This is a genomic window from Streptomyces sp. NPDC053541 (genome assembly GCF_044544705.1).
In the GTDB taxonomy this organism is placed as follows: domain Bacteria; phylum Actinomycetota; class Actinomycetes; order Streptomycetales; family Streptomycetaceae; genus Streptomyces.
This window is the reverse complement of record NZ_JBITXM010000013.1, coordinates 35,661-58,984: the sequence shown is the minus strand read 5'-3', so window position 1 is coordinate 58,984 and position 23,324 is coordinate 35,661. Positions and strand designations below refer to the sequence as shown.

Here is a 23,324-nt window from a genome sequence, read left to right as displayed (position 1 = left end):
ACCTCCTTACTGCCCGAAGGCGACTTGGACGTTGCCGCGTCCCTCGACGCGCACGATCTTCTGCAGCAGGGTCCGCATGGCGCTGTCGGCGCCGGTCGTCTCCAGGCGGACGACGACCATCCCGCCGCCGCCCATGCCCGCCCGGGCGAGCGGCGCGACCGTGGGGGCCGCCGCGGCCGAGGTGTTGAGCGTGGCCGAGACGGACGGCGCCTGGACGAGGTTGGACATGGTGCGGTCGAGCACGGCGCGGTTGTCCTCGGCGCCCATGGCGACACCGGCGGGGATCCACCGGCCGACCTGGTCGGCCAGCACCTTGGAGGGGCTCGCGATGCCGAGCGCGCGGGCGATCGGGCCGGGGACCATGCGCGCCGCCCAGCCCACGAGGGTGTCGCGCAGCCACGGGCCCATGCCCTGGATGCCGCGCCACAGCCCGCGGACGACGTCGCGGCCCTTCTCGACCAGGAGGCCGCCGAGGTTCCCGAGGGCGCGGCCGATCATGCCGGGCAGGCCGCGCACCCAGTTCACCATCTCTGTGGCTTTGCGGACCGTGCCGTCCTTGATGGACTGCCAGTGCTTGATGATCAGGCCCGGGAGCGTCCAGTTGAGGAAGAAGTTCCAGATCATCTGACCGACAGACTTGATCGCGCCCCACACCATCGGCCAGATCCTCTTGGTGAAGGCGACGATCTTGTCCCAGTTGGCGATGATCAGCGCGACGAGGCCGACCACGATCGCGATCACCCAGCCCACGGGACCCATGGCGATGAGCCACTGCGCGGCCATGGTGATGGCCCAGATCACCGCGCGGCCGGCCATGAGCGCGAACTGGGCCACGGCCGTGGCGCCGGCGCGGACGACGGCGGCGATCCACGTGCCGATCGACACCAGCGCCGAGCCGACCCACGAGGCCGAGGTGACCGCCGCGGACGCGACGGCCCCGGCGGCGATCCGGGCGTAGGTGGCCAGGCCCCACACGAGCATCCGGGCCCACCCGGCGACCGCCGCCATGCTGGCGGAGTTCATGATCGTGGTGGCCACGGTCGCGATCGCGGTGTACGCGGCGTAGACCTTCTGCGCGGCGGCGACCGTGAGCACGATGCCGGCCAGGCCCGCGAGGGCGTAGCCGAGGCCCTTGGTGAAGCCGGTGTGCTCCATGGCGAACTTGCCGACGGCGCCGCCGACCTGGCCGAGCTCGACCATGACGGACCGCTTGAACGACTCCAGGGCGGCCTTGGGGTTGTCGCTCACGGTCTTGGCCATGCGGTCGGCGGCGCCGGTGGCCTTGTCCATCCCGGCTGCCGCGGCGGCGCTCGCCGGGTCGAGGGCGTAGAGCGCGTCGCCCATGATGTTCGCGGGGTCGCCGAACAGCGCGGACGCGGCGTTGAGCCGCACGGTCTCGTTCTTCGTGCCGCGCAGCGCGTCCATGGTCATCTGGAGCGCCTTGGTCGAGCTGTCCCCGCCCTCGCGCATGAGCCGGCCCATGATCTTGCTGTTCAGCCCGATCGACTTGAAGGCCTCGTCCACGGCCTTCCCGCCCTTGAGTGCGGTCTCGCCGAAGATGCCGATGCCGTCGGCGATCTGGTCGGAGTCGCGGGCGCCGGCCTTCATGGCCTGGACGATCAGACCGGTTGCGGTCTGGGCGTCCAGGCCGACCCGGCGAAACTGCGTGCTGTACTCGTTGAACGTCTCCAACAGGTCGCCGGCCTTGTCGGCGGACGAGCCGAGCCCCACCGTCAGGACGTCGAACGCCTCGTTGGCGTCGTCGACGAGGCCGGTGCGGATCATCTGGCCGGCGGCGGCGGTCGCCATGGCGAGGTCCTGGTTGAACGTGTCGGCCAGGGCGAGGGCCTTGGTGGTGACTCCTTCGAGGCCGCCCTCGACTGCCGAGACGTCCCCGATGTTCTGGTAGACGCCCTTGATGGCCTCGTTGACGGTCGCGACGGAGTCGCCCCAGCCGTCCTTGAAGACGTTCGCGGTGACCTGGGCGAGCTCGGCGGCCTCGGCCGGCCCGACACCGAGCTGCGCGGCGAGCTTGGAGCCGGCGGCCTCCAGCTCCATGTTGTCCATGATGCTCACGCCGAGTGCCCCGGCGAACCCGGCGCCGATCCCGATGGCGGCGGTGTTGAAACGCTCGCCCATCGCGGAGAGTTCGCCGCTCGCCTTGTCGCGGGCGACGAGGTTGAAGACCAGGGAGGTGTCCGACACCGGATCACCTCCTTCTCATCTTGGCCTCGGCCTCGTCCTGCGCCTTCTTGTAGGCGTCGAGCCAGTCGAGTGCGGCGTCGGCCTGCTCCGTGGTCATGAGGTCCCACTCCCACGGGCGGATGCCGAGGAGATGGGCGGCGTTGCCGAGTTGGCTCAGTCGGCGATCGGCAGCGGGGCTTTTCCCTCGGCCTCGTCGTCGTAGGCGGTCTCGATCTGCTCGTCGAGGGCGGCGAGCGCGGCGGCCAGCTCGTCGCCGTGCTTGGCCTTCAGCACCGCCTCACGCATCCGCAGCAGCTCCTGGCGGGAGTACTCCAGGCGCAGCTCGTCCCACGCGAAGTCGACGTCCTCGAACCGGATCTTGGCGTGCTCGCGGCGCAGGAACGTGAACAGCAGCGCCCGCCGGCACAGGCTGTTGCCCTCCAGGACGTCGGTGGTGAAGGCGGTGAAGTTCCGGCCGGTGCGGCGCTCGATGTCCTCGCGCTCGACGGACATCAGCTTGCGCGGGTTGTAGGGCCAGCGGGTGGGCTCGTCCTGCCCCTCGGGCTGGTAGATGAGGTACATGGGTGTGCTGCTCCTATCCGATGCGTGAGGCGAGGCGGCGGGCCATGTCCTCCATGGCCCGCTCGACGGCCTCGCGGGCGTTGGGCTCGACGCCCTCCAGGGCGTGGTCGAACCAGTGGCTCTTGCCGTGCTGGGTGACCCAGGAGTCCGGCCGGCCGTAGACGAGGTGGCGCCAGCCCCGCGGGCGGTTGGTGCGCTTGGGCGCGTTGTTGAAGCCGCGGATGTTCTTGGTCTTGAAGGCCTTGATCCTGGCCCCACTCCACCGTCCGCCCAGCTTCACCTCGGGCCGGATCTTGCGGGCGATCGCCGAGCGCAGCGCCGGGGAGGTGCCGGGGGTGGCCGAGGACATGGCCATGATCCCGGACTTGGCGAGGGTGGCCGCGGGCTTGAGGGACTCCCGCATGTTGCGCGCGAGGTCCCGGCGCAGTTCCTTGCCGTCGGCCTCGGCGCGGATCGCGCGGGTGAGCGCGGCCAGGCCCTCGTGGGTCTCGACGCCGAGCTCGAACGGCGGGCCGCCGGCGGCCATCAGGCGGCCATCAGGCGGTGGCGCGCAGGACCGCGCCGGAGGTGGGGAAGCTGACGCCGGAGGTGGCCTCGTCGCCGACGCTGCCCTCGATCGGCTTCCACTCCTTGACCAGGACCGACCCGGTGTACTTGGGGTTGGAGGTGCCGACGGCGGCGCTGGTCGGCCGGACCTCGAACGGCACGACGGTGCCGAGGAGCGGCCACATGATCGAGTCGATGCGGGTGGCGGCGAAGTCCTGGAGGAACTCACACCCGAGCTCGCCGGACTTGAGTCCGCCGAGGACGACCTTCCAGCCGAGGCTGGCGTAGGTGGTGACGTCCTTCTCCTCGACCTCGACCGCGAGCTCGGCCTTGCGGGTGTACTCGGAGAGGTCGGTCCCGGCAAGGCTGAGGTACTCGCTGGTCAGAACCATCATGGGCATGGGGGATCACCTGATTCCCAGGGAGAGAGCGAACAGGAAGCTGGGCCCCGTGCCGGAGACGGTCCAGGTGGCCCGGTAGTAGGTGTCGGTGATGGCCGCGCCCGAGGTACGCAGGATCTGGCCGCCCGGCGCGGACGCGGCAGCGAACGTGAGGCGGCTGGTCGGGGTGGCCATGCCGACCGCGTCGTCCGACTCGATCGCGACGGTGAGCGAGGGCGTGGTCCCGGCCGCGGACAGGACGTGCAGCGCGGCGTACAGCCGGGCGCCGGCAGGAACGGCGCCGAGTTGCAGCGCGGTGCCGGAGCCGGAGGCGGTGCGGGCGGTGCCGGGCGGGTGGGCGATCTGCCCGCGCACCAGCGGCCAGCTGCTCTTGGCAGTCCCGGCCCAGGGGGCGACCTCGCCAACCGCGTCGAGCAGCTTGTAGTCGGCGCGCATCGCGCTGGTGAGGTAGGCGAGCGCGCCGACGGTGGCTTCGCCCGGGCACACGGTCCAGGGGCCGAGGCCGCCGAGCTGGGCCCATGAGGCGTCGTCGACCTTGCTCGGGTCGCCGGCCTCCCACTGTCCCTCGCCGGAGATCTCCGCCGAGCCGATCCCGCCGAGGACCTCCTTCCAGCCCTTCGACCGGTAGTTGGTGACGTCCTTCTCCTCGTGCTCGGCGCCGAGCTCGACCTTGTTGGAGTTGCCGGACAAGTCGGCGCCGACGGCGAACAGGCGGACGTCGGTGAGGATCTGGCTCACGGCGTGGCCCCCTTCCCGAGGATGCGGATCATCAGCTCGGCCCCGACGTACTGCGTCCCCTGGTGCTCGTACCAGCGGTATCCCTGGATGCGGGTGACGTGGAGGTCGTGGGCCAGGCCGCCGAGCGCGTACTCGCCGGGGGCGCCGCGCGCTGCCTCGATCGCCTGCTTGAGCGAGCTGGGGCCGGAGCCTTCGAGGAGTGCGTCGAGGATCTCCTGGGCGGCGCGGTCGTCCGCGCGGCCGACGAGCACGCGGCAGGTGAGGGTCGCCTCGTCGAGCGCGCGGCGCATTGCCCGGTCGAATTGCGCCTCGTACTCGGCGCAGAAGAAGTGCGGCGCGGTGACCGCGTCCGGGACGTAGGCGGTGGTGGTGAGCGCGGCGGTCCCGGCCGGCAGGACGACCGTGCGGGCGGCGTCCGCGATGGCGGCCCGGATGGCGGACATGCGCATGCGGGTGCTCCTCTCTACCCGAAGCCGGGAAGGATGTAGTGCTCGATCAGGGCCCACACGTCCGGGTCACGGCGGGAGAGCCGGACGACGCCCCACTCGGCCGAGCCGGTCACGCCCTCCGGGCTGTCCTTGCGGCGGTAGAGGCGGGCGGCCTGGATGAGGGTGGCCTGCTCGATCTCGTCGGGGACGTCGGGCCAGCCCCACTGGGCGGTGACGCGGACGCGGGTGGAGCTGCTGCCCCAGGACGTCCGGAGCAGGGAGGTGACCGGGCGGCCTCGGGCGAGCGCGTTGTCCGGGGCGGTCTCGTAGTCGGTGACCACCGACCACGCGCCGGCGGCGCCGGTCTCGACGACGAGGCCGGAGGCGGCGCCGATGTCGTCGACGAGCAGCTGCTCGCCGTCCTCGTCGCACATCGTCCGGCCCGCCACCCGGTACACCCGCGCGCTCGCCGTGGCGTCGAGGTAGAAGCGGCGGCCGGTGGCCGTGTCGATGCCCCGGGAGGCGGCGGCGAGCGCGCGGGCGAGCAGGCCGTCGCGGGACGTGTCGTCGGCGGGGACGTTCAGCATCTCCCGCAGGGTGGCCACCGTCGCGTAGTCGGTGGCCACGCTCAGCCCTTGGCCCGGCTGCGGGTCGGGCGCTTCTCGCTGGTGTCCGGCACGGTGGCGGTCTCGACGTCCGGCTCCCCGCCGTCGCCCTCGTCCGGGCCGTCGCCGCCCTCGTCCGGGTCCTCGTCGACGGTGTCCTCGGCGGCCTCGGGTTCGGTCGGCTCGGCGCCGCCGTAGCGGATGAGCTGCTCGGCCTCGTCGTCGGGCAGGTCGATGGTGTCGCCGCGGTCGGGCCACTCGGCTCCGTCGCGGGTGCCGCTGATCTTGACGCGCATACGGACGCGCATGGTGGTGCTCCTTCGGTCAGGTCGGGAAAGCGCGCCGGGCGGGCCCCGGGTGGGGCCCGCCCGGGCCGGTCAGGCGGCGTTGCCGATGAAGTGCTTGATGGCGCCGGTGGTGTCGACCTGGTCGCCGTCGCCGCGCAGGATCGCGCGGTAGGTGATCAGGTCGGTGTTGAAGGCGTAGTCGTCCGAGCGCTCGAAGCGGATGGCTTCGACCTGGCGGACGAAGTAGGTGGAGAAGTCGCCGAACAGGATCGACTTGGCGGCGAGCGCGACGGCGGGCATGTTCGGGTCGGTGTGGACCGGCTTGCCGAGGATCGTGTCGGGGGCGCCCTCCAGGCCCGGGGCCCAGAGGTAGTTGCCGTTGCCGTCCTTGAGCTTGCGGACGGTGCCGACCGTGCCGTCGCGCATCAGCCAGCCGCACGAAGTGGACTTCCGGTACGGGCCGATGACCGAGTAGAAGAGGTCGATGATGTCGTCCCCGGACGGGGCACCAGCGACCGAGGCGGCGCCGGTCTTGCCGAGCGTCGATGCGGTCAGGACACCGTTGGGCTGCGAAGAGCCGGTGCCGGTGACGAGCTCGGCGCCGAACCCGTTGCCCAGCGCGCGGCCGGCCTGCATGGCGAGGTAGCCGATCAGGTCGACGCCCGTGTCGTTGGCGAGCTCGTGGGAGACCTGGAGCAGGAACCCGTACTTGTACGCGTCGAGCGGGACCTGGCCGAACGTCGGCTCGTTCGCGTTGAGGGTGCCGGCCTCGGCCACCCGGCTCGCGCTCACGGAGTGCGCGGTGGTCTTCGGGATCTGCATCTGCTCACCGGTCGCGGTGCGCAGGACCGTAGGCCCAGCGGCCAGGAGACCGGAGGTCTCGATCATGTGCTGGACGAGGCGGTTGTAGAAGCTGATCGGGACCGTGTTCGCGCCAGCGGCCGCCGTGAGCTTGGACAGGGTGCGCTGGTCCAGAGGCAGGGGCTTGGGCGGGAGGATGTCGTAGGAGCGGCTACCGGACGCGCCGGTCAGCCACTCGCGGACGCGCTTGACCTCCTGGTCGGCGGCCGAGCCGCGGGCCTCGGGGCTCGGGGCCTTCTCCAGCAGCTGGCGGAACGCCTCGTCGGCGTCGCGGTTGCGCTGCTCGGCGGCGGCCAGGTCCTTGGCGCGGGCGTCGATGGCGTCGATGTCGCCGTTGATCCGCTGGTAGGTCTGCTCTTCCTCGGCGGTGAGGTCGCGCTTCTCCGCCTCGGCCTTGTCGAGCAGGGCCTTGGCCTGCTCCCACAGACCGGCGCGCTGCTCCTGGAGGCGCTTGATGTACGCGGGCATGTGCCCTCCTTCGGGCATGACGACGACCCCGCCGGCCGGTGGCCGCGAGGTCAGGTGGTGGGTGGTGTGTCGAGGTGGGTGTCGCCCTGCCTCAGAAGGTGCGGCGCTGCTCCAGCTCGGCGCGCCGCTGCCGGATCGCGATGAGCGGGTGGGTGGCGCCCTGCCCGCTCGGCGCGAGGTCGATGGTGACCGGGGGCTTGGGGCCGAGGAACCGGCCGAGCTGGCCGGCCTCAGCCGCGGCCCGGACCTCGGCGAGGTCGGCACCCGCCTTGTCGGCGAGCGAGCGGAGCCCGGTCGAAGTGTCGTGGTAGGCCGGGGTGTTGACCGGGGCGACGTCGACGAGGGCGCCGGACAGCAGCGTGCGCAGCGGGAACCCGTCCTCGGTCTGGCCCCAGTCGTCGGCGAAGGTGCGGAACGCGAAGCTGGACCGGCGGACGTCGCCGCGCTGCACCAGCTCGTAGACGTCCTCGCGCGAGGCCGGGACGTCGACGCTGTAGTCCAGGCCGGTGCCGTCCGTGATCAGCCGCAGGGTGCCGGCCTCGGTGGTGCCGAGCAGCCGGTTGTCGTCGTGGTTGTAGCGGGCCATCACGTCGGGCCAGCCGTCGCCCTCGCTCTTGGCGAAGAAGGCGGGGTCGATGCGCTCGACGAAGCCGCCGAGGTTCTGGCTGAGCCGGTTGAACTTGGCGGCGTAGCCGCCGATCCGGCGGCCGGTGTGTGCCTGGTCGTTGGTGCGGACCTCGACGAGGCCGCGGGTGAATCGGCGTTCGGCGTCGCCCATGGTCATTCCTCCTTGGCCTACTCGCCCGCCGGGAGAGCGGGAGCGGTGCGGGGCCCGTAGATGTCGCCGCCCTGCCCGGGCGGGAGCGGGGCCAGGTTCTCCAGCGCGCGGACCTCGTTGGGGCTGCGCCATCCCTGGGCGAGCGCCATGCCGTGCGCGGTGTAGCGGTCGATGACGCTGGTGCGGATCATCGCGTCGACGTTGAAGCGGACGTACTCGCGGCCGGGCATGAGCCTGCTGAAGACGTTCTCCAGCCGCACCAGCCACGGGCGCAGCGTCAGGGTGATCAGGTTGTTCGCCTCGGCCTCCACGTTCGAGTAGGTCATCGAGGCGCCGGAGTCGCCGCCGACCATCGTCGGCGGCACGCCGTAGATCGCGGCGATCTGCGTCGCGTTGAGCCGCAGCGACTCGATGAACTGGCTCTCCTCGGGGCTGACCGAGAGGGCGGTGAAGTCCCAGTCGGAGCCGATGACGAGCGGCTTGCGCGCGCGGATACGGGAGGCCAGCCGGTTGGAGATCTCCTCGGATTCGTCCGGGTTGATCGTCCGGTTCGCGTTCTTCAGGACCGCGGGCGGGGTGCCGCCGTTGGCGAACCAGCTCATCCCGTACTGGGTGATGGTCAGGCCGGCGCCGATCGTCTGCGCGAAGGCGGCCACCGGGGAGAGCCCGACCACGCGGCCGGGCAGCACGACCCACGGGATGTGCACGATGTCGCCCCGGTCGACTTCCCGGCCGCGCCAGTAGTACACGGGCCGCACCGGGTTGGTCTCGTCGACCCACACCTCGTCGGGGTTGAGCCACTCGACCATGGTCGGGAACCCGAGCGGGTCGCGCTGGGTGATCAGGCCGTAGGCGTTGCCGCGCAGCAGCATCGAGGTGAGGCACTTCGACAGCCACGTCACCAGGTCGCCCTGGGCGTCGGGCGCCCAGAACAGCGGCGGCACGTAGGAGAGCGGCTCGCGCGAGGAGCCGTCGCGGCGGAACAGCTGCAGCGGCAGCGTGCTGACCGACTCGGAGATGATCCGCACGCACGCGAACACCGGGATCAGGGTCAGGGCCCGTGCCGCCGACACCTCGGCCGTGGACGGTCCGCCGGCCGCCCACGGCACGGACGTGATCGCGCGCTTCGCCACCGTGGCCAGGCGCCGGAACGGCGCGGCAAAGGCCCGAGTCCAGCGGTACATGGCGGCGCCTCCTTTCAACCGACGCTGTTCATCACGTCGTAGTCGTCGAGGACCGCCGGGCCCCGGGTCAGCAGCGCCCACCGGGCCTGGGTGGCGGCGATGAGCGGGGACACGTCGGCCAAGCTCTTCGTCCGGTCCAGGACCCACGCGTCGCCCAGGCGCCGCGTCCGGGCCCCGTTCACGGCGCTGGTGAGCGGGGGCTGGTCGAGGTGCTGCACCGTGCCCTGGCGCAGCGCGTCGGCCAGCTGGCCGCACGCCTCGCTCATGTCGCCGGAGCGGACGACGACCAGGTGCCCGCGGTGCGGGCGCTCCTTGTCCTCGGGCACGGTGATGCCGGCGGTCTTGAGGTCGTCGATGAGCGAGGCGGCCGGGGAGCCGGACCCGCCGATCGCCACGACCAGCGGATCCCACAAGGCAGCGAGCCGCACGAGCGCGGGCACCACCCAGTCCGTGCCGGCCCGCCGGTCGACGAGCTCCAGGTGCACGCGCCCGTCCGGGCCCTGGAGGGCCGCGGCGATGGACGCGTGCTTGCGGTCCTGGGAGACGTCGACCGCCAGCGCCATCCGGTCCGCGGGTGGCCGGGCCGCCTTGTCGGCGAGGCCGGCCCACTCGGCCTTGGGCATGTTCGGGTCCGCCGGCGGCGTGGCCTTGCGGGTCCGGTTGAGGTAGGCCCGGTCGAACTCGGCGGCGTCCATGCCGTCGAGCTCGGCGCGGATGGTGTCCTCGGTGACGGTGTAACCGAGCGCGGGCAGGGTCGCCCGCCAGGTGGCGGGGTCGTCCCGCGGCATGTCCTCGGGTGCGTACCACTCGAAGTAGGCCACGCGGGTCCGCCTCCCCTCAGCCCACAGTTCCTCGATCAGGGCCCTGCCCTGCTCGCGCTTCTTGTTGAGCCAGACCGAGGCCTCGGTGCCGCCCGCGGACGCCCACCACAGCTGGGCCATGAGCCGCGTCAGCATGGCCGGAGAGAACGCCTGCTCCAAGCGGTCGTCGGTGTGGGCGAAGGCTTCGTCGATGAACCCGAGGTCCAAGGGCGGTCCGTGCCCGGCCTTCTCGGTGTTGGCGGTGATGCCCATCCGGGACCGCTTGCCGGGCCACAGGATCGCCTCGTTGCCGTTGGCCTTGCGGATGCGTGCCCGCTTGGCCAGGGGGGAGGCGGAGATCTTCTCCCAGAACTCGTCTTCCCAGCGCTGCCGGGCCATGCTCCGGGTCTGCGCCGCGTAGACAATGTTCTGCCGCGGCCAGGCCAGGGCGCGGTGCACCTGGGCGCCGAGGGTGAGTTCGGTCTTGCCCTGCTGCCGGGGCACGGACAGACCGACGTGCCGGTGCACGAACAGGCCGGTGGCCGGGTCGACCTCGAGGGCGACGTCCGACACGTACTTCTGCCACGGCATCGGCGGGGCGCCGAGCTTCTCCATGACGCGCCACAGCTTCGGGCCGAGGCTGGGGAAGTCGGGGTTGCGCGGCGTGCCCCAGCGCGGCGGGCAGGTGAGCCCGTACCGCTCGAACAGGTCCTCGGCGAACTCCGGTGGCGGCGCCCAGGTGTCAGACGTCCCCGAGGTCATCGAGGCCGTCATCGTCGTCGTCATCCACGGCCCGTCCCTCCAGCAGCGCCGCCACGGTGGCCCGCAGTTCCCGGGTCAGCTGGGGGAGAGTCCGGGCGTCGACCAGGCCGCGGACGAGCGCACCGCACTCGTCGCACGGGATTGGCCGGCCGCCGTCGATTTGCTCGGCCAGCCGCACGGCGGTGGCGGCCAGGGTCGGCTCCATGCCGGTCAGGTCACCCAGCTGCTCGACGTCCTCGGCCAGCGCCGCGCTCACCGGGCCGAGCTCGTCGACGACCACGAGCGTGGGGGACGGCCCGCGCATGCCGGTGGCCTCGGGCTCGGGTGCGGCCGGGAGGAGAGCGGCGGTGCTGACGCCGAGGACGGCCGCCAGGGCGACGAGGTCGTCGACGTCGATGCGACGGGCGGCGGCCTCGACACGGGACAGGACCGGCTGCGACATCGGACGGCCCTGGGCAGCGAGCAGCTGCACCAGGGCGCGCTGGTCGAGGCCGCGGGCCTCGCGGAGCTGGGCCACGGCCCGGGCGGCGTGCTGCCCGGCCGGGCCGATCTCTGCCGTGCGTGCGGCCATCGGTGCCTCCCGTCGAGCGGGGCCCAGGAGTCGCATACGCGCTGGTCAGGGCCGGGGGGAGAAAAATGAAAGCTGGGCGCGGGGCTGGGAAGCGGCCCGGGCTAAAGAACCCGGGCGCGCCAGCCGGAGCGAGTAGGCCTCTGACCTGCGGATATGCCTGCGTCAGCGGGGGTCGAGGTAGGTGGGCATGGGCAGTCCCTCGATGCGGGCGTGGCGCCTGAGCAGCTCGGTGAGCCACGGGGCCCGGGCCCGGGCGGCATGGCGCAGCGCGGCGAGCACCGCCTCGCGCAGGGCGGGGTGGGTGACGTCGATGCCCTGGCCGACGTCCTCGGGCGGGGTCCAGCCGAGCGCAACGAGGGCAGCGGCTGTGTCCTCGGGCACGAGGATGCGGGTCTCGGCCAGGGTGCTGATGTCGTGCAGCGCCAGGCCGAGGGTCACGTGAGGGCGCTCGCCGTGCTCGGCGTGGACGTGGACGGAGGTGACGGCGCGGCTGACGTCCGTGCCGTCCAGCTCGACCGAGGCCGCGCCGGTGGCGTCGAGGTCGATGCGGGCGGTGTGGGACATGGGGCGCTCCTAGGGTCCGGCGGACGAGTTGTGGGTGGCGGTGACGATCTCGCGGCCCTTGCAGCCGCAGGGCCCGAACGACCACTCGCACTCGGTGGACCCGACGTCCTCGAGCTCGCGGTAGACGACCACTGGGCCGTCGCACCAGATGGAGGTCACTCGGGCCCCGCACAGCGGGCACGCCGGGCGCGCCTGCCGTACCAGGCCGAGGAGGTCGAGCGGGGTGAGGAGCGGCGGCGGGAGGTAGCCGCCGGGTACGTACGGCAGGTGGTCGCCGTCGTGGCCTCGGTCCAGCCCGCACAGTGCGTCACCGAGGACCCGGGGGCAGCGGGGGCCGGCGGAGAGGAACGAGTCATAGCGCACGTCGTCTCCTCAGGGTCCGGCGTACCAGTCGCGGGAGGTGGCGAGGCGGGGCGCAGCGCGGTCGCCCTTCTCGCCGTTGCAGTTTCGCCCGCACGTGGGGCACTTGCGCACGCCGTGGGCTGGGCGCCAGTTGTCGCGGTCGCGGGGGTCGGCGCCGGCGGCGACGGGGACGGCGTGGTCGATGACGTCGGCCTGGGCGTGCCCGCAGAGGTGGCAGACGTCGTTGTCGGCGAGGAACTGGGCGCGGGCCTTGCGGTAGCCGTACTCGGTCAGGTCGTCGCGCTTGGCCATCGCTCGCTCCTGGTCTCCTCGGCGTGGGCGCGGATGGCGGTGGCGGCTTCGCGGGTGGCGACCCATCCGGTGTCGAGGCCGCAGCTGCACCAGGCGCGCATGGTGCCGTCGTGCTCGTACTCGGCCCATCCGGGCTGGCTCGGCTCGGCGACCGTGCGGATGCCGCGCTCGAACTCCAGGGCGTGCGTGGCCATGGCGGGTTCCTCAGGTGTGCGTGGGGATGCCGACGAGGCGCAGGGCGCGGGCGCGGGTGGCGGCCTCGGCGCGGGCGATGTCGGCGTGGGCGTAGAGGGGGCGGCGGCGCTCGTCGAGGCCGGCGGGGGTGAGGTGGCCGCGGTTGACCCAGGAGCGGATGGTGGTCGGGGTGACGGCGGCGGCGCCGGCGGATGTGAGGCGGCGCCAGCGGGTGGCGTGCTCGGCGGCCTGGGTGGCGGTGTAGAGGGCGGCCACGGTGTCACCTCCGGGAACGACGACGGCCCCGCCGGGGCGGGGCCGATGTGGTGTGTGGGCACACGTGTGCTGTTGGCACCAGTGTTGCGCTAAGTGGCGATCATGTCCAGCCCGTTACTCGCTGTGGGTGTCCGGGGCGGGGCTGTAGGGCGCGAGTTGGTAGGCGCTGATGCGGGGTGTGGCGGTGGGCGGGTAGAGGCCGTCGGCCCAGGCGTTGCGGTAGGCGGTGGCCATGAAGGCGACGGCCATTCGCACGGCGGTCTCGGGGCGGATGCCGGTGCGCGTGAGGGCGGCGAGGTCGTCCAGGAGGCGTGGGTCGGTGGCGAGGACGAGGGACATCGGAGGCGGTGTCCCGGGTCGAGGTGACGGTGTCCCTTGCTCGTCACGGGACGGTGGGACGCTGTCCTCGCGAGACGGCACGGTGTCCGTATCCGGTGTCTCTTCCGCCTGTTCAGCGGCGGGGGACGCGGTCTGGTCGAGGGCCTGGATGTCCCGCAGCACGGTCATCCGGCTGATCCCCAGGGCTGTGCCGATGTTCCGGATCGACAGGCCGTCCCGGCGCAGCCGGGCTACGTCGCGGCGGCGCATGGCGATGCGGGCGGGCGTGTCCGGGACGGTTGTCACGAGGCCTCCCGGTGCTGGGCGGCCACCATGAGGATGCCGATCTCGACGAGCGCGGGCATGACCCGGACGCGGTGCTCGGCGTACTCGGCGGGGGTGAGGAGCAGCCCGCACGCCTCGCAGTCGACGTACGTCTGCCAGTCGGTGTGACCGAGAGCGAAGGCCGTGCAGGACGGGCACGGGGCGTCCATGGCGCGGCGGCGGGGCTCGGTGCTGGTGATGGCCCGGATGCGGCGTACGACGTCGGCGAGCTCGGCGTGCAGGAGCGCGACCCACGGCGAGCGGACGATGTGGTCGAGGTGGCGGGCGAGGTAGTCGGCGTACGGGGCGCGGGGGTTGATGGGCGCCAGGCGGTGGCCGAGGTCCTCGGCGAGCTGGTCGGCCCAGGCGTGCAGGGTCGCGTGGACCGGCGCGGGCCCGGTCTGGTCGCGGGCGGTGTCGCGGACGGTCCCCGCCGCGGCGGGGCCAAGGAGGTTGAGGACGTCGCCGCGGACGGGGAGCGGGGAGTGTGCGCGGCCGGCGCCGCCGTACCCCTGCGCGGGGCGGGAGCCGAGCTCCAGGGACGCGGCCAGGAGCACGAGCTGGCGGGGGATCTCGGCGAGCCAGCCGCGCAGCCGGTCACCGCACCGGACGCAGGCCGTACGGGGCTGCTGAGCGGGGTGGGTGCAGATCAGGCAGAGGCTCATGTGCCGGGACCTTCCTCGGGGACGTGGGCGGGCCATTCGATGTAGGCGTCGGGGTAGCCGCGGACCAAGTCCTCAAGGGACCGGGCGGCGGTGATCAGGCCGTCCTCGGCGCACTCGACGACGAGGCAGTAGCCGCACGGGAGCAGCGCGCCGTCGAGGACCAGGCCGTGACGGCCGTGGAGGCGGAAGCCGACCACGAACGGGTTGTCGACGGCGCGCTCCTGGGCGCGGCGCCGGCGCGCTCGGGCGGGGCCGAACGGGACACCGCGGAAGGTGCAAACGGGCGAGCGGAGGATGCCGGCGCGGTGCGCCCAGTAGCGCCAGCGCTGGCGCGGGATCAGTTCCCGGTTGGCGGCGTGGCCGAGGGGCACGGCGGCGGTCAGCACGGTGAGCGCGACGAACGCGGCGGTGAGTGCGAGGCCGGACATCAGGCTGCCGCCCGGCGGATGGGGGTGCGGCTGCGGCGGATGGCCTTGCGCTGGCTCGCAGAGGTGCCGCCCCACACACCGGGCTCGCCACGTTCGAGGGCCCAGTCCAGGCAGGGCTTGCGGACCTTGCAGGCGAAGCAGATGCGGCGGGCCTCGGCCGTCGAATCGCCCTCCTCGGGGCTGAAGAGGTCGGGGTCGGTCTGGCGGCAGAGGCCGAGCTCGCGCCAGCTGGCGTCGCCCGCAGGCTGGGTGCCGGCGGCGAGGGCGTGGGTGGTGCTCATCGCTGCCACCCCCGCCACGGGGTGGGCCGCACGCCCGGGGTCTGTCGGGGGACGCTGCGGCGCGGGCGGGGCCGGGTGCAGGTGGCGGCGTGGGGCATGGCGCGCCACTCGGCGTGCTCCAGGGCCGGACGCTCGGTGGTGAGGGCGCGGACGCGCAGGCGGCCGGTGCCGTCGGTGTACGCGGCCGAGTTGCCCGCCGCGTCGGGGTCGGGGTTGAGGGCCTGGCGGCGGCCGGCGGCGGTGACGGCCCAGCGGATGGGCTGGCCGCACGACGGGCACGGCACCGTGCCGTGAGGGGTCGTCATCGTGGTCTCCGGGGCGGGTGGGTGGTCGGTCAGCCGACGGCGTGCTCGCGCTCGGCGTGGAGGCAGTCGGGGCAGCGGCCGGGCTTCGGGGCGTGGTACTTGCGTCCGCAGCCGCAGGTCCGCAGCGGCACGAACGGATCGGCCGGGGCCTGAGGGGCTCGTGGGGTGCGCCGGGGGGCCGGGGGGCTGGTGGAGGGCATGGCCATCAGGAACGCCCCCTGTACGGGCCCTGAGGCGGGCAGGTGGGGCTTCTGGGCGCGGCGCTCGCAGCCGTTGCACGTCGTGCGGTCGGCGCGGATGACGGGCTGGCCGCATCCGGCCGCGCAGCGGCGGTGCTCATCTGGCTGGGGCTGCTGGGGGATCGTCTTGTCGCTCGTCGCGCGCCCGCGCCCGTCCTGTGGTTGAGGTACTACCTCAGCCATCTCTTGGTGTAGTTCCTGGTAACTACCTGGATGGTCGGGGCACTGTCCCCCGACCCCCTCGGGTGACAGTCCCTCGACCACCGTCGGGGCACTGTCCCCCGACCCCTCGTCGGGTGACCTCGGGGCACTGTCCCCCGAGGGTGGCTCTTCAGACGTCGGGGCACTGTCCCCCGACCCCCTCGGGGGACTGTCCCCCGAGGTCGCCGGGTCCTGCGGGGCGTCGGCGGCGGCCTTGCGGGCGGCCCGGGCGGCGCGCTGCTCGGCCTTGATCTGCTGGGCGTGCCGCACGATCGCGGCGGCGCGCTCCCAGTCCGGAGCGGGGCACAGGAGCAGGGTGTAGGTGGTGGCGCGCCCGAGGGTCTGGCCCCGTCCGCGGGGGTCCTCGACGATGCCGATGACGCCGGCGGCGATGGCCGCTTGGAGGTAGGTCCTGACGTCCTTCTGGTCGCTGCGGCAGGCCTTGGCGATCTGCTGGATGGTGATGGCCTTGCCGCCTCGCTCGTACCGGAGTCGGCCGTCGGCGGACGCCATAGCGCGCATCGCGTAGAGCAGGGTGAGGAATCCGCCGGTGAGCGGCCGGGGCAGCGACCCGGCCCAGCGCCAGGCGAGCGCGTTTCCGTAGTCGTTCGGCACGCTGCCGGCGGCTCGGGTCTGCTCGTCCACGGGGTGCCTCTCGGGTTGGTGCGGGTGGGGCCGGGCGGGGCCGGGGCGCGGGGCCGGTCAGGAGCGGCGACGCTTGCGCTTGAGGCGGCGCATGATCGGGCTGGGGATCGTGAGCTCGGCGTCCGCGGTGTCCCAGCGCTCACGGCGGGAGGCCCGGCGAATCCAGCCGCGGTCCTCGAGGATCTGGAGCGAGACGACGACGCGGCCGGCGTCGAGCTCGGTCTCGGCGACGAGGCCGGCGAGGCGCGGCTGGTCGTCGGCGGGGATGCGGCCGGTCTCCCAGTCGGCGTGCGAGGCGAGGGTGAGCGCGACGAGCTGGGTGGCGGGGATGAGCCGGGAGCCGGTGATACCGCGCTCGTACAGCTGGCGGAACGGACCATCCACGGCGGGGTCGTGGGGGCCGGGGGCGATCAGCGGGTGGGCCTGGCGGCGGTAGACGTCGGCGGGGGTCGGGATCGTGCTCATGAGCTACTCCGAGGCGGGTCGTGCGGGTGTGGTTCGGGGGTGGCGTGGAGGTAGGAGCCGGGCGGCCAGCCGGGCCCGGGCTGCGGCTCCGGGCGGCCGGCCTGCGCGGCGGGGGTGTGGCGGTCGCAGCACCAGCCGGTCACGTACAGGCGGGCCCGCTTGAGGCCGTGGGGCCCGACGTGGTCACAGGGCGGCGGGCGGCGCGTCACGAGGCGGGGGCGCGGCGGTGCGTACCGCACTGGTCGCACATGACGTAGCCGGGCCCGGCCGGGTAGTGCGGCGTCTGAAGGTGCCCGCAGCGAGGCGCGTGGCACGCCAGCCACACGCATCCGCGGCGCTGCGCCGGGATCGCCACGGGGGGCTGCGGGCGAGGGGCGACGAGGCGGCGCAGGACCCGGCCGGCCGCGAGCATCGCGCACACGATGCCCACGGTCACGGTCGCGGCCCCGAGCACCAGGAGGACGAGCACGGCGAGCGGCAGCACGTCATACACGGCGTGCCTCCGGGATCGCCCGGACCTCGGCGAGCGCCAGGCCGTACGCGTGGCACGGGCCGGGGCAGTACCAGCGGGCGGGCTCCCGCGACCCGGGCCAGACCACGCGGACCATGCGGGCGGCCGGCTGCGGCAGGCTGGCGAGCTCGCCGCAGCCGGACACCGCACAGTCCCGGCCCGTCAGCACCGGACGAGGCGCCGTCGGCTCCCCGACCTTGCCCCGGTTCCAGCCCTTCGCCGCAGCCCGCTTGTCCCGCTGCTCAGCGTTGAACGCGTCACGGCAGTTCTGGCAGATCGGGAAGACCTTGCGGTTGCGGTGCTGGTAGTAGCCGCGGGGCTCGCCGTGCGCGATGCCGTCCTCGACGACGGCCGGGGCGCTCACTCGTCCGCCTCGGCGTCGTACGCGGCGGCGACGGACAGCGGCGTGACGGTGTAGGCCGTGGTGCTCTCCGTGCCGTCCTCGTAGACGGCGATGAGCTCGGCGATGCCGTCCTCGTCGTCCTCGGCCCAGGTGCAGCTCAGGGACGGCCATTCCCGGAGCAGGAGGGCCTCGCAGTGGGACCGCGCGGCTTCGGGGCTGGTGTAGTGGCCGAGCGTGATGGACTCGAACTGCGCCCGGTACACGGCGAGCTCGCCACCCGGGGCCGGGTCGGGCTCGGGGGTGAGGATCGGCAGGAGCGTGGCGAGCGTCGCGTGCACCTGGGCGGTCGCCAGGTCCGCCGCACGGTGGGCGAGACGCTCGGCGGTGGACAGGCGGGCGCGCCAGCCGGTGTCGGCGTCCATCCACGTGTCGGCCTGCGCGAGGAGCCTCTCGGCGAGGGCGTGGTGCTGCTGGGGAATCATCGGGTGGCGCCCTTCTGGGAGTTGGCCCAGGCGGTGCGGCGCGCCTGGTGGGTGTCGGTGCGGCGCGGGCGGGTGCCGCCGTGGCTGGTGCACAGGTCGCCGGGGGCGGCGCCGCACATCGGGCACGGGACGGCCAGCTGCGGCAGCGCGCGGGCGGGCTCGGTCGTCACGGGCGCTCCCGGCGCCACTCGACGGTCATGTACCGCGAGCCGTCGCGGGTCCGGGCGGTGGCGACCTGCACGTTGATCTCGGTCGGCATGACGCGGCCCGGGAAGTGGGCGTGCTCCATGTGCTCGGTGCCGCGCGGGAGCTCGACGCTCAGCTCGTCGGGGAGCCAGCCGCCGAGCTGGCGGTAGGGGTGGCCGTAGTGGTCCGGCTCCAGGTCCCGCAGGGTCGGGTCGAGCAGCTGCACCGAGCCGTGCACGGCGAACCGAACCTCGGCGGCCCTGGCGCGGCCAGGCGCCGGCGGGGTGAGCTCGCCGCCCGTCGCGGTGCCCTTCCCCGCCGCCAGCTCGGCGCGCAGTTCGTCGGTGTACTCCAGGAGTTCGCGGATGTCGCGGTCGAGCTGCTCGACGGTGCGGTAGGTGTGCTGGCCCGCGCGGATCTCCGCGAGGCGGGCATCGGTGAGGCGGACGCTCATCAGCGGCCACCCCCCGACTGGCGGTCGCTGCGGGCGAGGGCGAAGCGGACGGCGAGCAGGCCCAGGACAGCGACGAGGGCGCAGACGGCGGCGATCACTCGGCACCACCAGCCTTGACGAGGTCGACGACCGGGGTGAGCGCACCGACGATCTCGACGAGCTCGGACTCGCGGGCTCGCACCCACTGGGCGCAGGTGTCGGGGTTCACGCCGTCCAGGACGTAGAGCTGCTCGCCGTCCGGCGCGTGGCCGGCCGCGCGCCAGCGGGAGCCGTCCGTAGCCCGCACGAGCGGGGAAGAGTTCGGGAGTTGGGTACGGTGGGTCACGGTTCCTCGATTCAGAACAGGTGAGGTTCCGCACGGGTCGCCGAGGCCGGGCAGGGCCTCGGTTCCCAGTGGGTCAGGAAGCGCGTGCGCCCTTGGGGCGGATCTGCGCGAGGGTGCGCGGCCCGTTGTCCGCGCTCGGGCGTACGGCCGTCGGCCGCACGCGGTGCATGTTCTTGATCTCCATCAGCTCGTCGTCGTCGAAGGCGACCGACTTTCCGAGCTTCTGGTGAGGCAGGCGGCGGAGGTTGTCCTCCAGGAACCGCGGCGCGCAGCCGAGCAGCTCCGCCGCCTCCTCCAGCGAGTAGTTGCGGTTGAAGGCCATCAGTCCCCCTCCGCCACGAGGTCCTCGTCCGTCGCCTGGAGCAGGGTGCGCAGGGCGGCGTACACGTGCGGCGAGGGCTGGTTCTGCCCGCGCTCGATCTTGTAAATGGCCCATTTGCTGCGGCCGGCGGCCTGCGCGACGTCGGCGACAGAGAGGCCGCGTCCCTCACGCAGGCGGCGGACCTTTCGGCCGTCGATCCGGAGGCTCAACATGGCTCCAACATACTCCAATGTTGGAGTTCGTCAACCCAAGATTGGGATGTGTTGGCGTATCTGGGGCTCGCGTAAGTCCAACGTCGTCCCACCTTGCGGGGGGCTGCCCTGTGAACGTGGGGGTCTCGTGAAATCCGGTCAGGTGGCCAAATCCAGCATTGGAGCCCTTTGGAGTCGGCGGGTAGCCTCAGCCGCATGACGGGTGATGGGTACGACGACGGCGAGGAGCTCGCCAGACTCGGCGCCGCGGTGGAGCAGCGCATCTCGGAGGCAGGGATGCAGTTCACCGAGGTCGCGGAGCGTGCAGACTTTTCGATCGAGACCCTCGCCAAGATCCGGAAAGGCGTAAGGGTCAGCCCCACCACATATCGGAAGTTGGAGATCGCCCTGGGGTGGGCGCGCGGTGGCGTGAACCTCGCGAGGGAGGGTGGCACTCCAACCTTGGAGGTGCCGGCCTCGACGAGCCCCGCCGCCCCCACTGAAGAAGTCGATCCGCAGGCCTCGGCGATCCTCACCATCCTGGAGGGTCTGCCGGAGCGCGTGCAGCGCCAGGTCCTCCGGCGCCTGGGGGACCGGCTACCGCCCGAAGCGCGTCCCTCGGCCTGACCTGCCGACCAGATCAGGCCATTGATGCCCCCTCAGGTGCTGACCAGCGTGTTCCCGGCGCGTGTTCCCATGGGAACACTGGAGCGCGGCCAGACGGCCCTAGCCGGGCGCGGACGGGAAAAGGCGGACCGAAACGTAAAGGTCAGCGCATCACCGCAGGTCAGAGGGGGGTTCGGAACAGGTTCGAATCCGGTTCCGGGCACTTCTCGCGCCCCCGGGGCGCGGGCTCGGCCGCTCCCGCTCGAAACGATCGTATAAAGATCCTCCCCGAGCACGAGGGGGTTCCTTTTGCCTTCCTATTACTCTTGACGCAAGGCCGCGCAGTGCGGCCATGGAGGAGTGAGATGAGGAGCAGCAACCCGGTCTTCTCGCGACGGGGGTTCAGCCGCGACAACGCCTACGCGGGCGCGCAGCAGCCGCAGGCCGGGGGCGTCGGAACCAACCCGTACGCCACCGGCAACCCCTACGCCGAGGGTGCCGCCAACCCGTACGCCACCAACCCGTACGCGCCGCAGGACGCCTCGTTCGGCGCGCCGCAGCAGGTCCGCGGCAATGTGATGACGATCGACGACGTGGTCAGCCGTACGGCGATGACCCTCGGCACCGTCGTCGTGACCGCCGTGCTGTCCTGGCTGCTGCTGCCGGTCGACCCCGCCAACCTGAACAAGTCGTACGCCATCGGCGTCGGCGCCGGTCTGGTGGCGCTCGTCCTGTCGCTCGTCCAGTCCTTCAAGCGCAAGCCGGTCCCCGCGCTGATCCTGGCCTACGCGGCCTTCGAGGGCGTCTTCCTCGGCGTGATCTCCGCCGCGGTGTCGACGTACATCGCGGACGGCGTGGTCGCCCAGGCGGTGCTCGGCACCATGGCGGTCTTCGCCGGCGTGCTGATCGCCTACAAGATGGGCTGGATCCGCGTCACCCGCCGCTTCTACGGCTTCGTGATCGCGGCCGCGATCGGCTTCATGCTGCTGATGGCGGTCAACCTGCTGTTCGCCGTCTTCGGCGGCGGTGACGGCCTCGGCTTCCGCAGCGGCGGCCTCGGCATCCTGTTCGGTGTCATCGGCATCATCCTGGGTGCCTGCTTCCTGGCCCTGGACTTCAAGCAGGTCGAGGACGGCATCACGTACGGCGCTCCGCGCGAGGAGGCCTGGCTGGCGGCCTTCGGCCTCACCATGACGCTGGTGTGGATCTACATGGAGTTCCTGCGGCTGCTGTCGATCCTGCAGGGCGACGACTGACGCTCCGCCGTGTGAGCACGGCACCGAGGAGGGCCCGTCCGGCATCCGCCGGGCGGGCCCTTCCGCGTGCGCGGGCCCTCTCCGCGCCCGGCGCTACGCGACGTGGGCGTCGAGCAGCACCCGGGCGGCGTCCTTGGCCCGGGCGGCCGGCTCGGAGGTGCCGTTGATGCCGGCCACGACCATGGCGCCGTTGGCGAGCAGGGCGAGCTGGTCGGCGAGGGCGGGCGGCGCGTTCAGGGCGTCGGTCTGCTCGGCGAAGTAGTCCCGCAGGGCCTGTTTGTGGCCGCGGGCGAGGCCGGCGATGTCGGGGGAGATGCCGCCCATCTCTCCGAAGGTGTTGATGAAGGCGCAGCCGCGGAAGCCGGGGTCGGCGAACCAGTCGCCGAGGTAGTCGAAGACCGCGAGGGCCCGCTGGTACGGGGTGGTGGCGTGGGTGGCGCCATGGGCGGCGATGGCCTCGCGCACGGCCGTGTCCCGGCGCTCCAGGACCGCCCAGACCAGGTGGTCCTTGGACGGGAAGAGCTGGTAGAGGCGCTTGAGGGAGACCCCCGAGGCGCTGCGGATGGCGTCCATGCCGACGGCCTGGACGCCCTTCTCGTCGAACAGCGCCTCGGCCGTTTCCAGGAGCCTGAGCTCCGCGGTCTCCGCGTCCATCACCGATCACTCCTCGAAAAGCGCCCTTGCGGGGAGAACCATCGTTCTCCTACTCTACCGGGCAGAGGGAGAACGATCGTTCTCCATGTCGCGTCACGACCCTCCGGGAGACAGCCATGTCCGCATTCGCCCTGCGCGCCCGCACCGAGACCGTCGACGGTCTGGAGGTCTTCTACCGCGAGGCCGGCGACCCCGACCGGCCCACCCTGGTGCTGCTGCACGGCTTCCCGAGCAGCTCGCACATGTACCGGGGCCTCATGGCGGAGCTCGCCGACTCGTACCACCTGATCGCGCCCGACCACATCGGCTTCGGCGCCTCCGCCGCACCGCCCGTGGACGCCTTCGACTACAGCTTCGAGAAGCTCACCGAGATCACCCTCAAGCTGCTCGACCGGCTCGGCGTCGACCGCTTCGCGCTCTACATCCAGGACTACGGCGCGCCCATCGGCCTGCGCATCGCCTCCCGTCACCCCGAGCGGATCACCGCGATCGTCACCCAGAGCGGCAACGCCTATCTGGAGGGCTTCACGCCCTTCTGGGACGTGCTCTTCGCCCACGCGAAGGACCGCGCGGGCCACGAGGACGGCGTGCGCGCGCTGCTCACCCCCGAGGCCACCCGCTGGCAGTACACCCACGGCGTGCCCGCCGACCGGCTCGACCGGATCGGCCCGGAGACCTGGCTCCTCGACCAGGCCGGCCTGGACCGGCCCGGCAACCAGGAGATCCAGCTCCAGCTCTTCTGGGACTACCAGTTCAACCTGGACGGCTACCCGGCCTTCCAGGAGTACTTCCGCACCCACCGGCCGCCGCTGCTCGCCGCCTGGGGCCGGGGCGACGAGATCTTCGGCCCGGCCGGCGCCGAGGCCTTCGCCCGGGACCTGCCGGACGCCGAGATCCACCTCCTCGACGCCGGGCACTTCGCCCTGGAGACGCACGGCGAGGAGATCGCGGAACTGGTCCGCGACTTCCTCGGCCGTCACGTCGGGAAGTGAGCCGCGGCGGCTCCGTCACAGCATCCGGCGGGCCGCCCGGCGCAGGTCGTACTCGTGGATGATCGCCTTCGCGTGGCCGTAGGCGAGGCCGTGCTCGCCGCGCAGCCAGCTGACCTTCTCCTCGAAGCGGATGAGGGACGGGCCCTCCTCGACGGCCCGCAGCCAGTCGGAGATCTCACGACCGGTGCATCGGGGGATGCGGGCGAGCAGGTTGCGGTGGGTCTCTTCGGAGAATGCGTGGGACATCGGCGCCTCCGGACGCGTTGTG

General features: G+C 72.6%; 38 protein-coding genes. 3 read left to right on the top strand and 35 right to left on the bottom strand.

Annotated elements, in window-relative coordinates:
* Positions 1–6: 6 nt before the first annotated feature.
* The 33 genes from ACIGW2_RS30885 to ACIGW2_RS30725 all read right to left on the bottom strand — a co-directional run bounded on the left by ACIGW2_RS30885 (position 7) and on the right by ACIGW2_RS30725 (position 19,569).
* Positions 7–2,205 (bottom strand): phage tail tape measure protein, encoded by a 2,199-nt coding sequence (locus ACIGW2_RS30885; RefSeq protein WP_399847260.1) that lies wholly within the window; start codon positions 2,203–2,205, stop codon positions 7–9.
* Between the two features lie 153 nt (positions 2,206–2,358).
* The gene (locus ACIGW2_RS30880) at positions 2,359–2,766 is read right to left on the bottom strand and encodes a hypothetical protein (protein ID WP_399847259.1); all 408 of its coding nucleotides are present in this window, start codon (positions 2,764–2,766) and stop codon (positions 2,359–2,361) included.
* Positions 2,767–2,779: 13 nt separating this feature from the next.
* On the bottom strand, positions 2,780–3,292 hold the full coding sequence (locus ACIGW2_RS30875; RefSeq protein WP_399847256.1) for a hypothetical protein: 513 nt from the start codon (positions 3,290–3,292) through the stop codon (positions 2,780–2,782).
* Positions 3,293–3,302: 10 nt separating this feature from the next.
* Entirely contained in the window at positions 3,303–3,713 is a 411-nt protein-coding gene (locus ACIGW2_RS30870; RefSeq protein ID WP_399847254.1) for a hypothetical protein, read from the bottom strand.
* Between the two features lie 6 nt (positions 3,714–3,719).
* A complete protein-coding gene (locus tag ACIGW2_RS30865) occupies positions 3,720–4,451 on the bottom strand; it encodes a hypothetical protein (protein ID WP_399847252.1) in 732 nt (243 codons plus the stop codon).
* A complete protein-coding gene (locus ACIGW2_RS30860) occupies positions 4,448–4,900 on the bottom strand; it encodes a hypothetical protein (RefSeq protein WP_399847251.1) in 453 nt (150 codons plus the stop codon). Before ACIGW2_RS30860 ends, ACIGW2_RS30865 begins: the two co-directional genes overlap by 4 nt.
* A 14-nt stretch (positions 4,901–4,914) precedes the next feature.
* A complete protein-coding gene (locus tag ACIGW2_RS30855; RefSeq protein ID WP_399847249.1) occupies positions 4,915–5,505 on the bottom strand; it encodes a phage gp6-like head-tail connector protein in 591 nt (196 codons plus the stop codon).
* Positions 5,506–5,507: 2 nt separating this feature from the next.
* The gene (locus ACIGW2_RS30850) at positions 5,508–5,792 is read right to left on the bottom strand and encodes a hypothetical protein (protein WP_399847247.1); all 285 of its coding nucleotides are present in this window, start codon (positions 5,790–5,792) and stop codon (positions 5,508–5,510) included.
* Positions 5,793–5,861: 69 nt separating this feature from the next.
* Positions 5,862–7,100 (bottom strand): phage major capsid protein, encoded by a 1,239-nt coding sequence (locus tag ACIGW2_RS30845; protein WP_399847244.1) that lies wholly within the window; start codon positions 7,098–7,100, stop codon positions 5,862–5,864.
* Positions 7,101–7,191: 91 nt separating this feature from the next.
* A complete protein-coding gene (locus tag ACIGW2_RS30840) occupies positions 7,192–7,878 on the bottom strand; it encodes an HK97 family phage prohead protease (protein WP_399847243.1) in 687 nt (228 codons plus the stop codon).
* A 17-nt stretch (positions 7,879–7,895) separates the two neighbouring features.
* Positions 7,896–9,062 carry a phage portal protein gene (locus ACIGW2_RS30835; RefSeq protein WP_399847241.1) on the bottom strand — a complete coding sequence of 389 codons (1,167 nt, stop codon included), beginning with the start codon at positions 9,060–9,062 and terminating at the stop codon, positions 7,896–7,898.
* Between the two features lie 14 nt (positions 9,063–9,076).
* Positions 9,077–10,648 carry a terminase large subunit domain-containing protein gene (locus tag ACIGW2_RS30830; RefSeq protein WP_399847239.1) on the bottom strand — a complete coding sequence of 524 codons (1,572 nt, stop codon included), beginning with the start codon at positions 10,646–10,648 and terminating at the stop codon, positions 9,077–9,079.
* Positions 10,605–11,195 carry a helix-turn-helix domain-containing protein gene (locus tag ACIGW2_RS30825; protein WP_399847238.1) on the bottom strand — a complete coding sequence of 197 codons (591 nt, stop codon included), beginning with the start codon at positions 11,193–11,195 and terminating at the stop codon, positions 10,605–10,607. Before ACIGW2_RS30825 ends, ACIGW2_RS30830 begins: the two co-directional genes overlap by 44 nt.
* A gap of 162 nt (positions 11,196–11,357) precedes the next feature.
* Positions 11,358–11,759 carry a hypothetical protein gene (locus tag ACIGW2_RS30820; RefSeq protein ID WP_399847236.1) on the bottom strand — a complete coding sequence of 134 codons (402 nt, stop codon included), beginning with the start codon at positions 11,757–11,759 and terminating at the stop codon, positions 11,358–11,360.
* A 9-nt stretch (positions 11,760–11,768) separates the two neighbouring features.
* The gene (locus ACIGW2_RS30815; RefSeq protein ID WP_399847235.1) at positions 11,769–12,122 is read right to left on the bottom strand and encodes a hypothetical protein; all 354 of its coding nucleotides are present in this window, start codon (positions 12,120–12,122) and stop codon (positions 11,769–11,771) included.
* 9 nt (positions 12,123–12,131) lie between these two features.
* A complete protein-coding gene (locus ACIGW2_RS30810; RefSeq protein WP_399847232.1) occupies positions 12,132–12,413 on the bottom strand; it encodes an HNH endonuclease in 282 nt (93 codons plus the stop codon).
* Positions 12,392–12,607 carry a hypothetical protein gene (locus ACIGW2_RS30805; protein ID WP_399847230.1) on the bottom strand — a complete coding sequence of 72 codons (216 nt, stop codon included), beginning with the start codon at positions 12,605–12,607 and terminating at the stop codon, positions 12,392–12,394. Before ACIGW2_RS30805 ends, ACIGW2_RS30810 begins: the two co-directional genes overlap by 22 nt.
* A gap of 10 nt (positions 12,608–12,617) precedes the next feature.
* A complete protein-coding gene (locus tag ACIGW2_RS30800) occupies positions 12,618–12,863 on the bottom strand; it encodes a MerR family transcriptional regulator (RefSeq protein ID WP_399847228.1) in 246 nt (81 codons plus the stop codon).
* A 114-nt stretch (positions 12,864–12,977) separates the two neighbouring features.
* Positions 12,978–13,202, bottom strand: coding sequence for a hypothetical protein (locus ACIGW2_RS30795; RefSeq protein ID WP_399847225.1), 225 nt, complete (start codon positions 13,200–13,202; stop codon positions 12,978–12,980).
* Positions 13,203–13,483: 281 nt separating this feature from the next.
* A complete protein-coding gene (locus ACIGW2_RS30790) occupies positions 13,484–14,170 on the bottom strand; it encodes a hypothetical protein (RefSeq protein ID WP_399847223.1) in 687 nt (228 codons plus the stop codon).
* Positions 14,167–14,598, bottom strand: coding sequence for a hypothetical protein (locus ACIGW2_RS30785; protein ID WP_399847220.1), 432 nt, complete (start codon positions 14,596–14,598; stop codon positions 14,167–14,169). The genes ACIGW2_RS30790 and ACIGW2_RS30785 overlap by 4 nt, the downstream gene beginning before the upstream one ends.
* A complete protein-coding gene (locus ACIGW2_RS30780; RefSeq protein ID WP_399847219.1) occupies positions 14,598–14,879 on the bottom strand; it encodes a WhiB family transcriptional regulator in 282 nt (93 codons plus the stop codon). The genes ACIGW2_RS30785 and ACIGW2_RS30780 overlap by 1 nt, the downstream gene beginning before the upstream one ends.
* Positions 14,876–15,184: a hypothetical protein gene (locus ACIGW2_RS30775; RefSeq protein ID WP_399847216.1), complete on the bottom strand. Its 309-nt coding sequence runs from the start codon at positions 15,182–15,184 to the stop codon at positions 14,876–14,878. The genes ACIGW2_RS30780 and ACIGW2_RS30775 overlap by 4 nt, the downstream gene beginning before the upstream one ends.
* Before the next feature lie 29 nt (positions 15,185–15,213).
* A complete protein-coding gene (locus ACIGW2_RS30770; protein ID WP_399847214.1) occupies positions 15,214–16,269 on the bottom strand; it encodes a hypothetical protein in 1,056 nt (351 codons plus the stop codon).
* Between the two features lie 57 nt (positions 16,270–16,326).
* A complete protein-coding gene (locus ACIGW2_RS30765; RefSeq protein ID WP_399847213.1) occupies positions 16,327–16,734 on the bottom strand; it encodes a hypothetical protein in 408 nt (135 codons plus the stop codon).
* A gap of 205 nt (positions 16,735–16,939) precedes the next feature.
* Positions 16,940–17,227 (bottom strand): hypothetical protein, encoded by a 288-nt coding sequence (locus ACIGW2_RS30760; RefSeq protein ID WP_399847210.1) that lies wholly within the window; start codon positions 17,225–17,227, stop codon positions 16,940–16,942.
* Positions 17,220–17,609 carry a hypothetical protein gene (locus ACIGW2_RS30755; RefSeq protein ID WP_399847207.1) on the bottom strand — a complete coding sequence of 130 codons (390 nt, stop codon included), beginning with the start codon at positions 17,607–17,609 and terminating at the stop codon, positions 17,220–17,222. The genes ACIGW2_RS30760 and ACIGW2_RS30755 overlap by 8 nt, the downstream gene beginning before the upstream one ends.
* Entirely contained in the window at positions 17,606–18,070 is a 465-nt protein-coding gene (locus ACIGW2_RS30750; RefSeq protein WP_399847206.1) for a hypothetical protein, read from the bottom strand. Before ACIGW2_RS30750 ends, ACIGW2_RS30755 begins: the two co-directional genes overlap by 4 nt.
* Positions 18,067–18,240, bottom strand: coding sequence for a hypothetical protein (locus tag ACIGW2_RS30745; RefSeq protein WP_399847204.1), 174 nt, complete (start codon positions 18,238–18,240; stop codon positions 18,067–18,069). The genes ACIGW2_RS30750 and ACIGW2_RS30745 overlap by 4 nt, the downstream gene beginning before the upstream one ends.
* Complete coding sequence (locus tag ACIGW2_RS30740) at positions 18,237–18,710, bottom strand: hypothetical protein (RefSeq protein ID WP_399847202.1); 474 nt, start codon at positions 18,708–18,710, stop codon at positions 18,237–18,239. The genes ACIGW2_RS30745 and ACIGW2_RS30740 overlap by 4 nt, the downstream gene beginning before the upstream one ends.
* A gap of 94 nt (positions 18,711–18,804) precedes the next feature.
* Positions 18,805–19,035: a hypothetical protein gene (locus tag ACIGW2_RS30735; RefSeq protein ID WP_399847200.1), complete on the bottom strand. Its 231-nt coding sequence runs from the start codon at positions 19,033–19,035 to the stop codon at positions 18,805–18,807.
* Positions 19,036–19,108: 73 nt separating this feature from the next.
* Positions 19,109–19,357 carry a hypothetical protein gene (locus ACIGW2_RS30730; RefSeq protein ID WP_399847197.1) on the bottom strand — a complete coding sequence of 83 codons (249 nt, stop codon included), beginning with the start codon at positions 19,355–19,357 and terminating at the stop codon, positions 19,109–19,111.
* Positions 19,357–19,569, bottom strand: coding sequence for a helix-turn-helix domain-containing protein (locus ACIGW2_RS30725; protein WP_399847195.1), 213 nt, complete (start codon positions 19,567–19,569; stop codon positions 19,357–19,359). The genes ACIGW2_RS30730 and ACIGW2_RS30725 overlap by 1 nt, the downstream gene beginning before the upstream one ends.
* Before the next feature lie 195 nt (positions 19,570–19,764).
* On the opposite strand from ACIGW2_RS30725, the gene ACIGW2_RS30720 reads away from it, so the two are divergent.
* On the top strand, positions 19,765–20,175 hold the full coding sequence (locus tag ACIGW2_RS30720; protein WP_399847193.1) for a hypothetical protein: 411 nt from the start codon (positions 19,765–19,767) through the stop codon (positions 20,173–20,175).
* Positions 20,176–20,519: 344 nt separating this feature from the next.
* Entirely contained in the window at positions 20,520–21,410 is an 891-nt protein-coding gene (locus ACIGW2_RS30715) for a Bax inhibitor-1/YccA family protein (RefSeq protein ID WP_356067468.1), read from the top strand.
* 93 nt (positions 21,411–21,503) lie between these two features.
* Here ACIGW2_RS30715 and ACIGW2_RS30710 read toward each other — a convergent pair whose 3' ends face one another.
* Positions 21,504–22,064, bottom strand: a complete 561-nt coding sequence (locus ACIGW2_RS30710; protein WP_391654582.1) for a TetR/AcrR family transcriptional regulator — start codon at positions 22,062–22,064, stop codon at positions 21,504–21,506.
* A 116-nt stretch (positions 22,065–22,180) separates the two neighbouring features.
* Between ACIGW2_RS30710 and ACIGW2_RS30705 the strand changes: the two genes are divergently transcribed.
* Positions 22,181–23,056, top strand: coding sequence for an alpha/beta fold hydrolase (locus ACIGW2_RS30705; protein WP_391654581.1), 876 nt, complete (start codon positions 22,181–22,183; stop codon positions 23,054–23,056).
* A 15-nt stretch (positions 23,057–23,071) separates the two neighbouring features.
* Here the strand turns inward: ACIGW2_RS30705 and ACIGW2_RS30700 are convergent, their stop codons facing one another.
* The gene (locus ACIGW2_RS30700; protein WP_361585630.1) at positions 23,072–23,302 is read right to left on the bottom strand and encodes a DUF4287 domain-containing protein; all 231 of its coding nucleotides are present in this window, start codon (positions 23,300–23,302) and stop codon (positions 23,072–23,074) included.
* Positions 23,303–23,324: the final 22 nt, after the last annotated feature.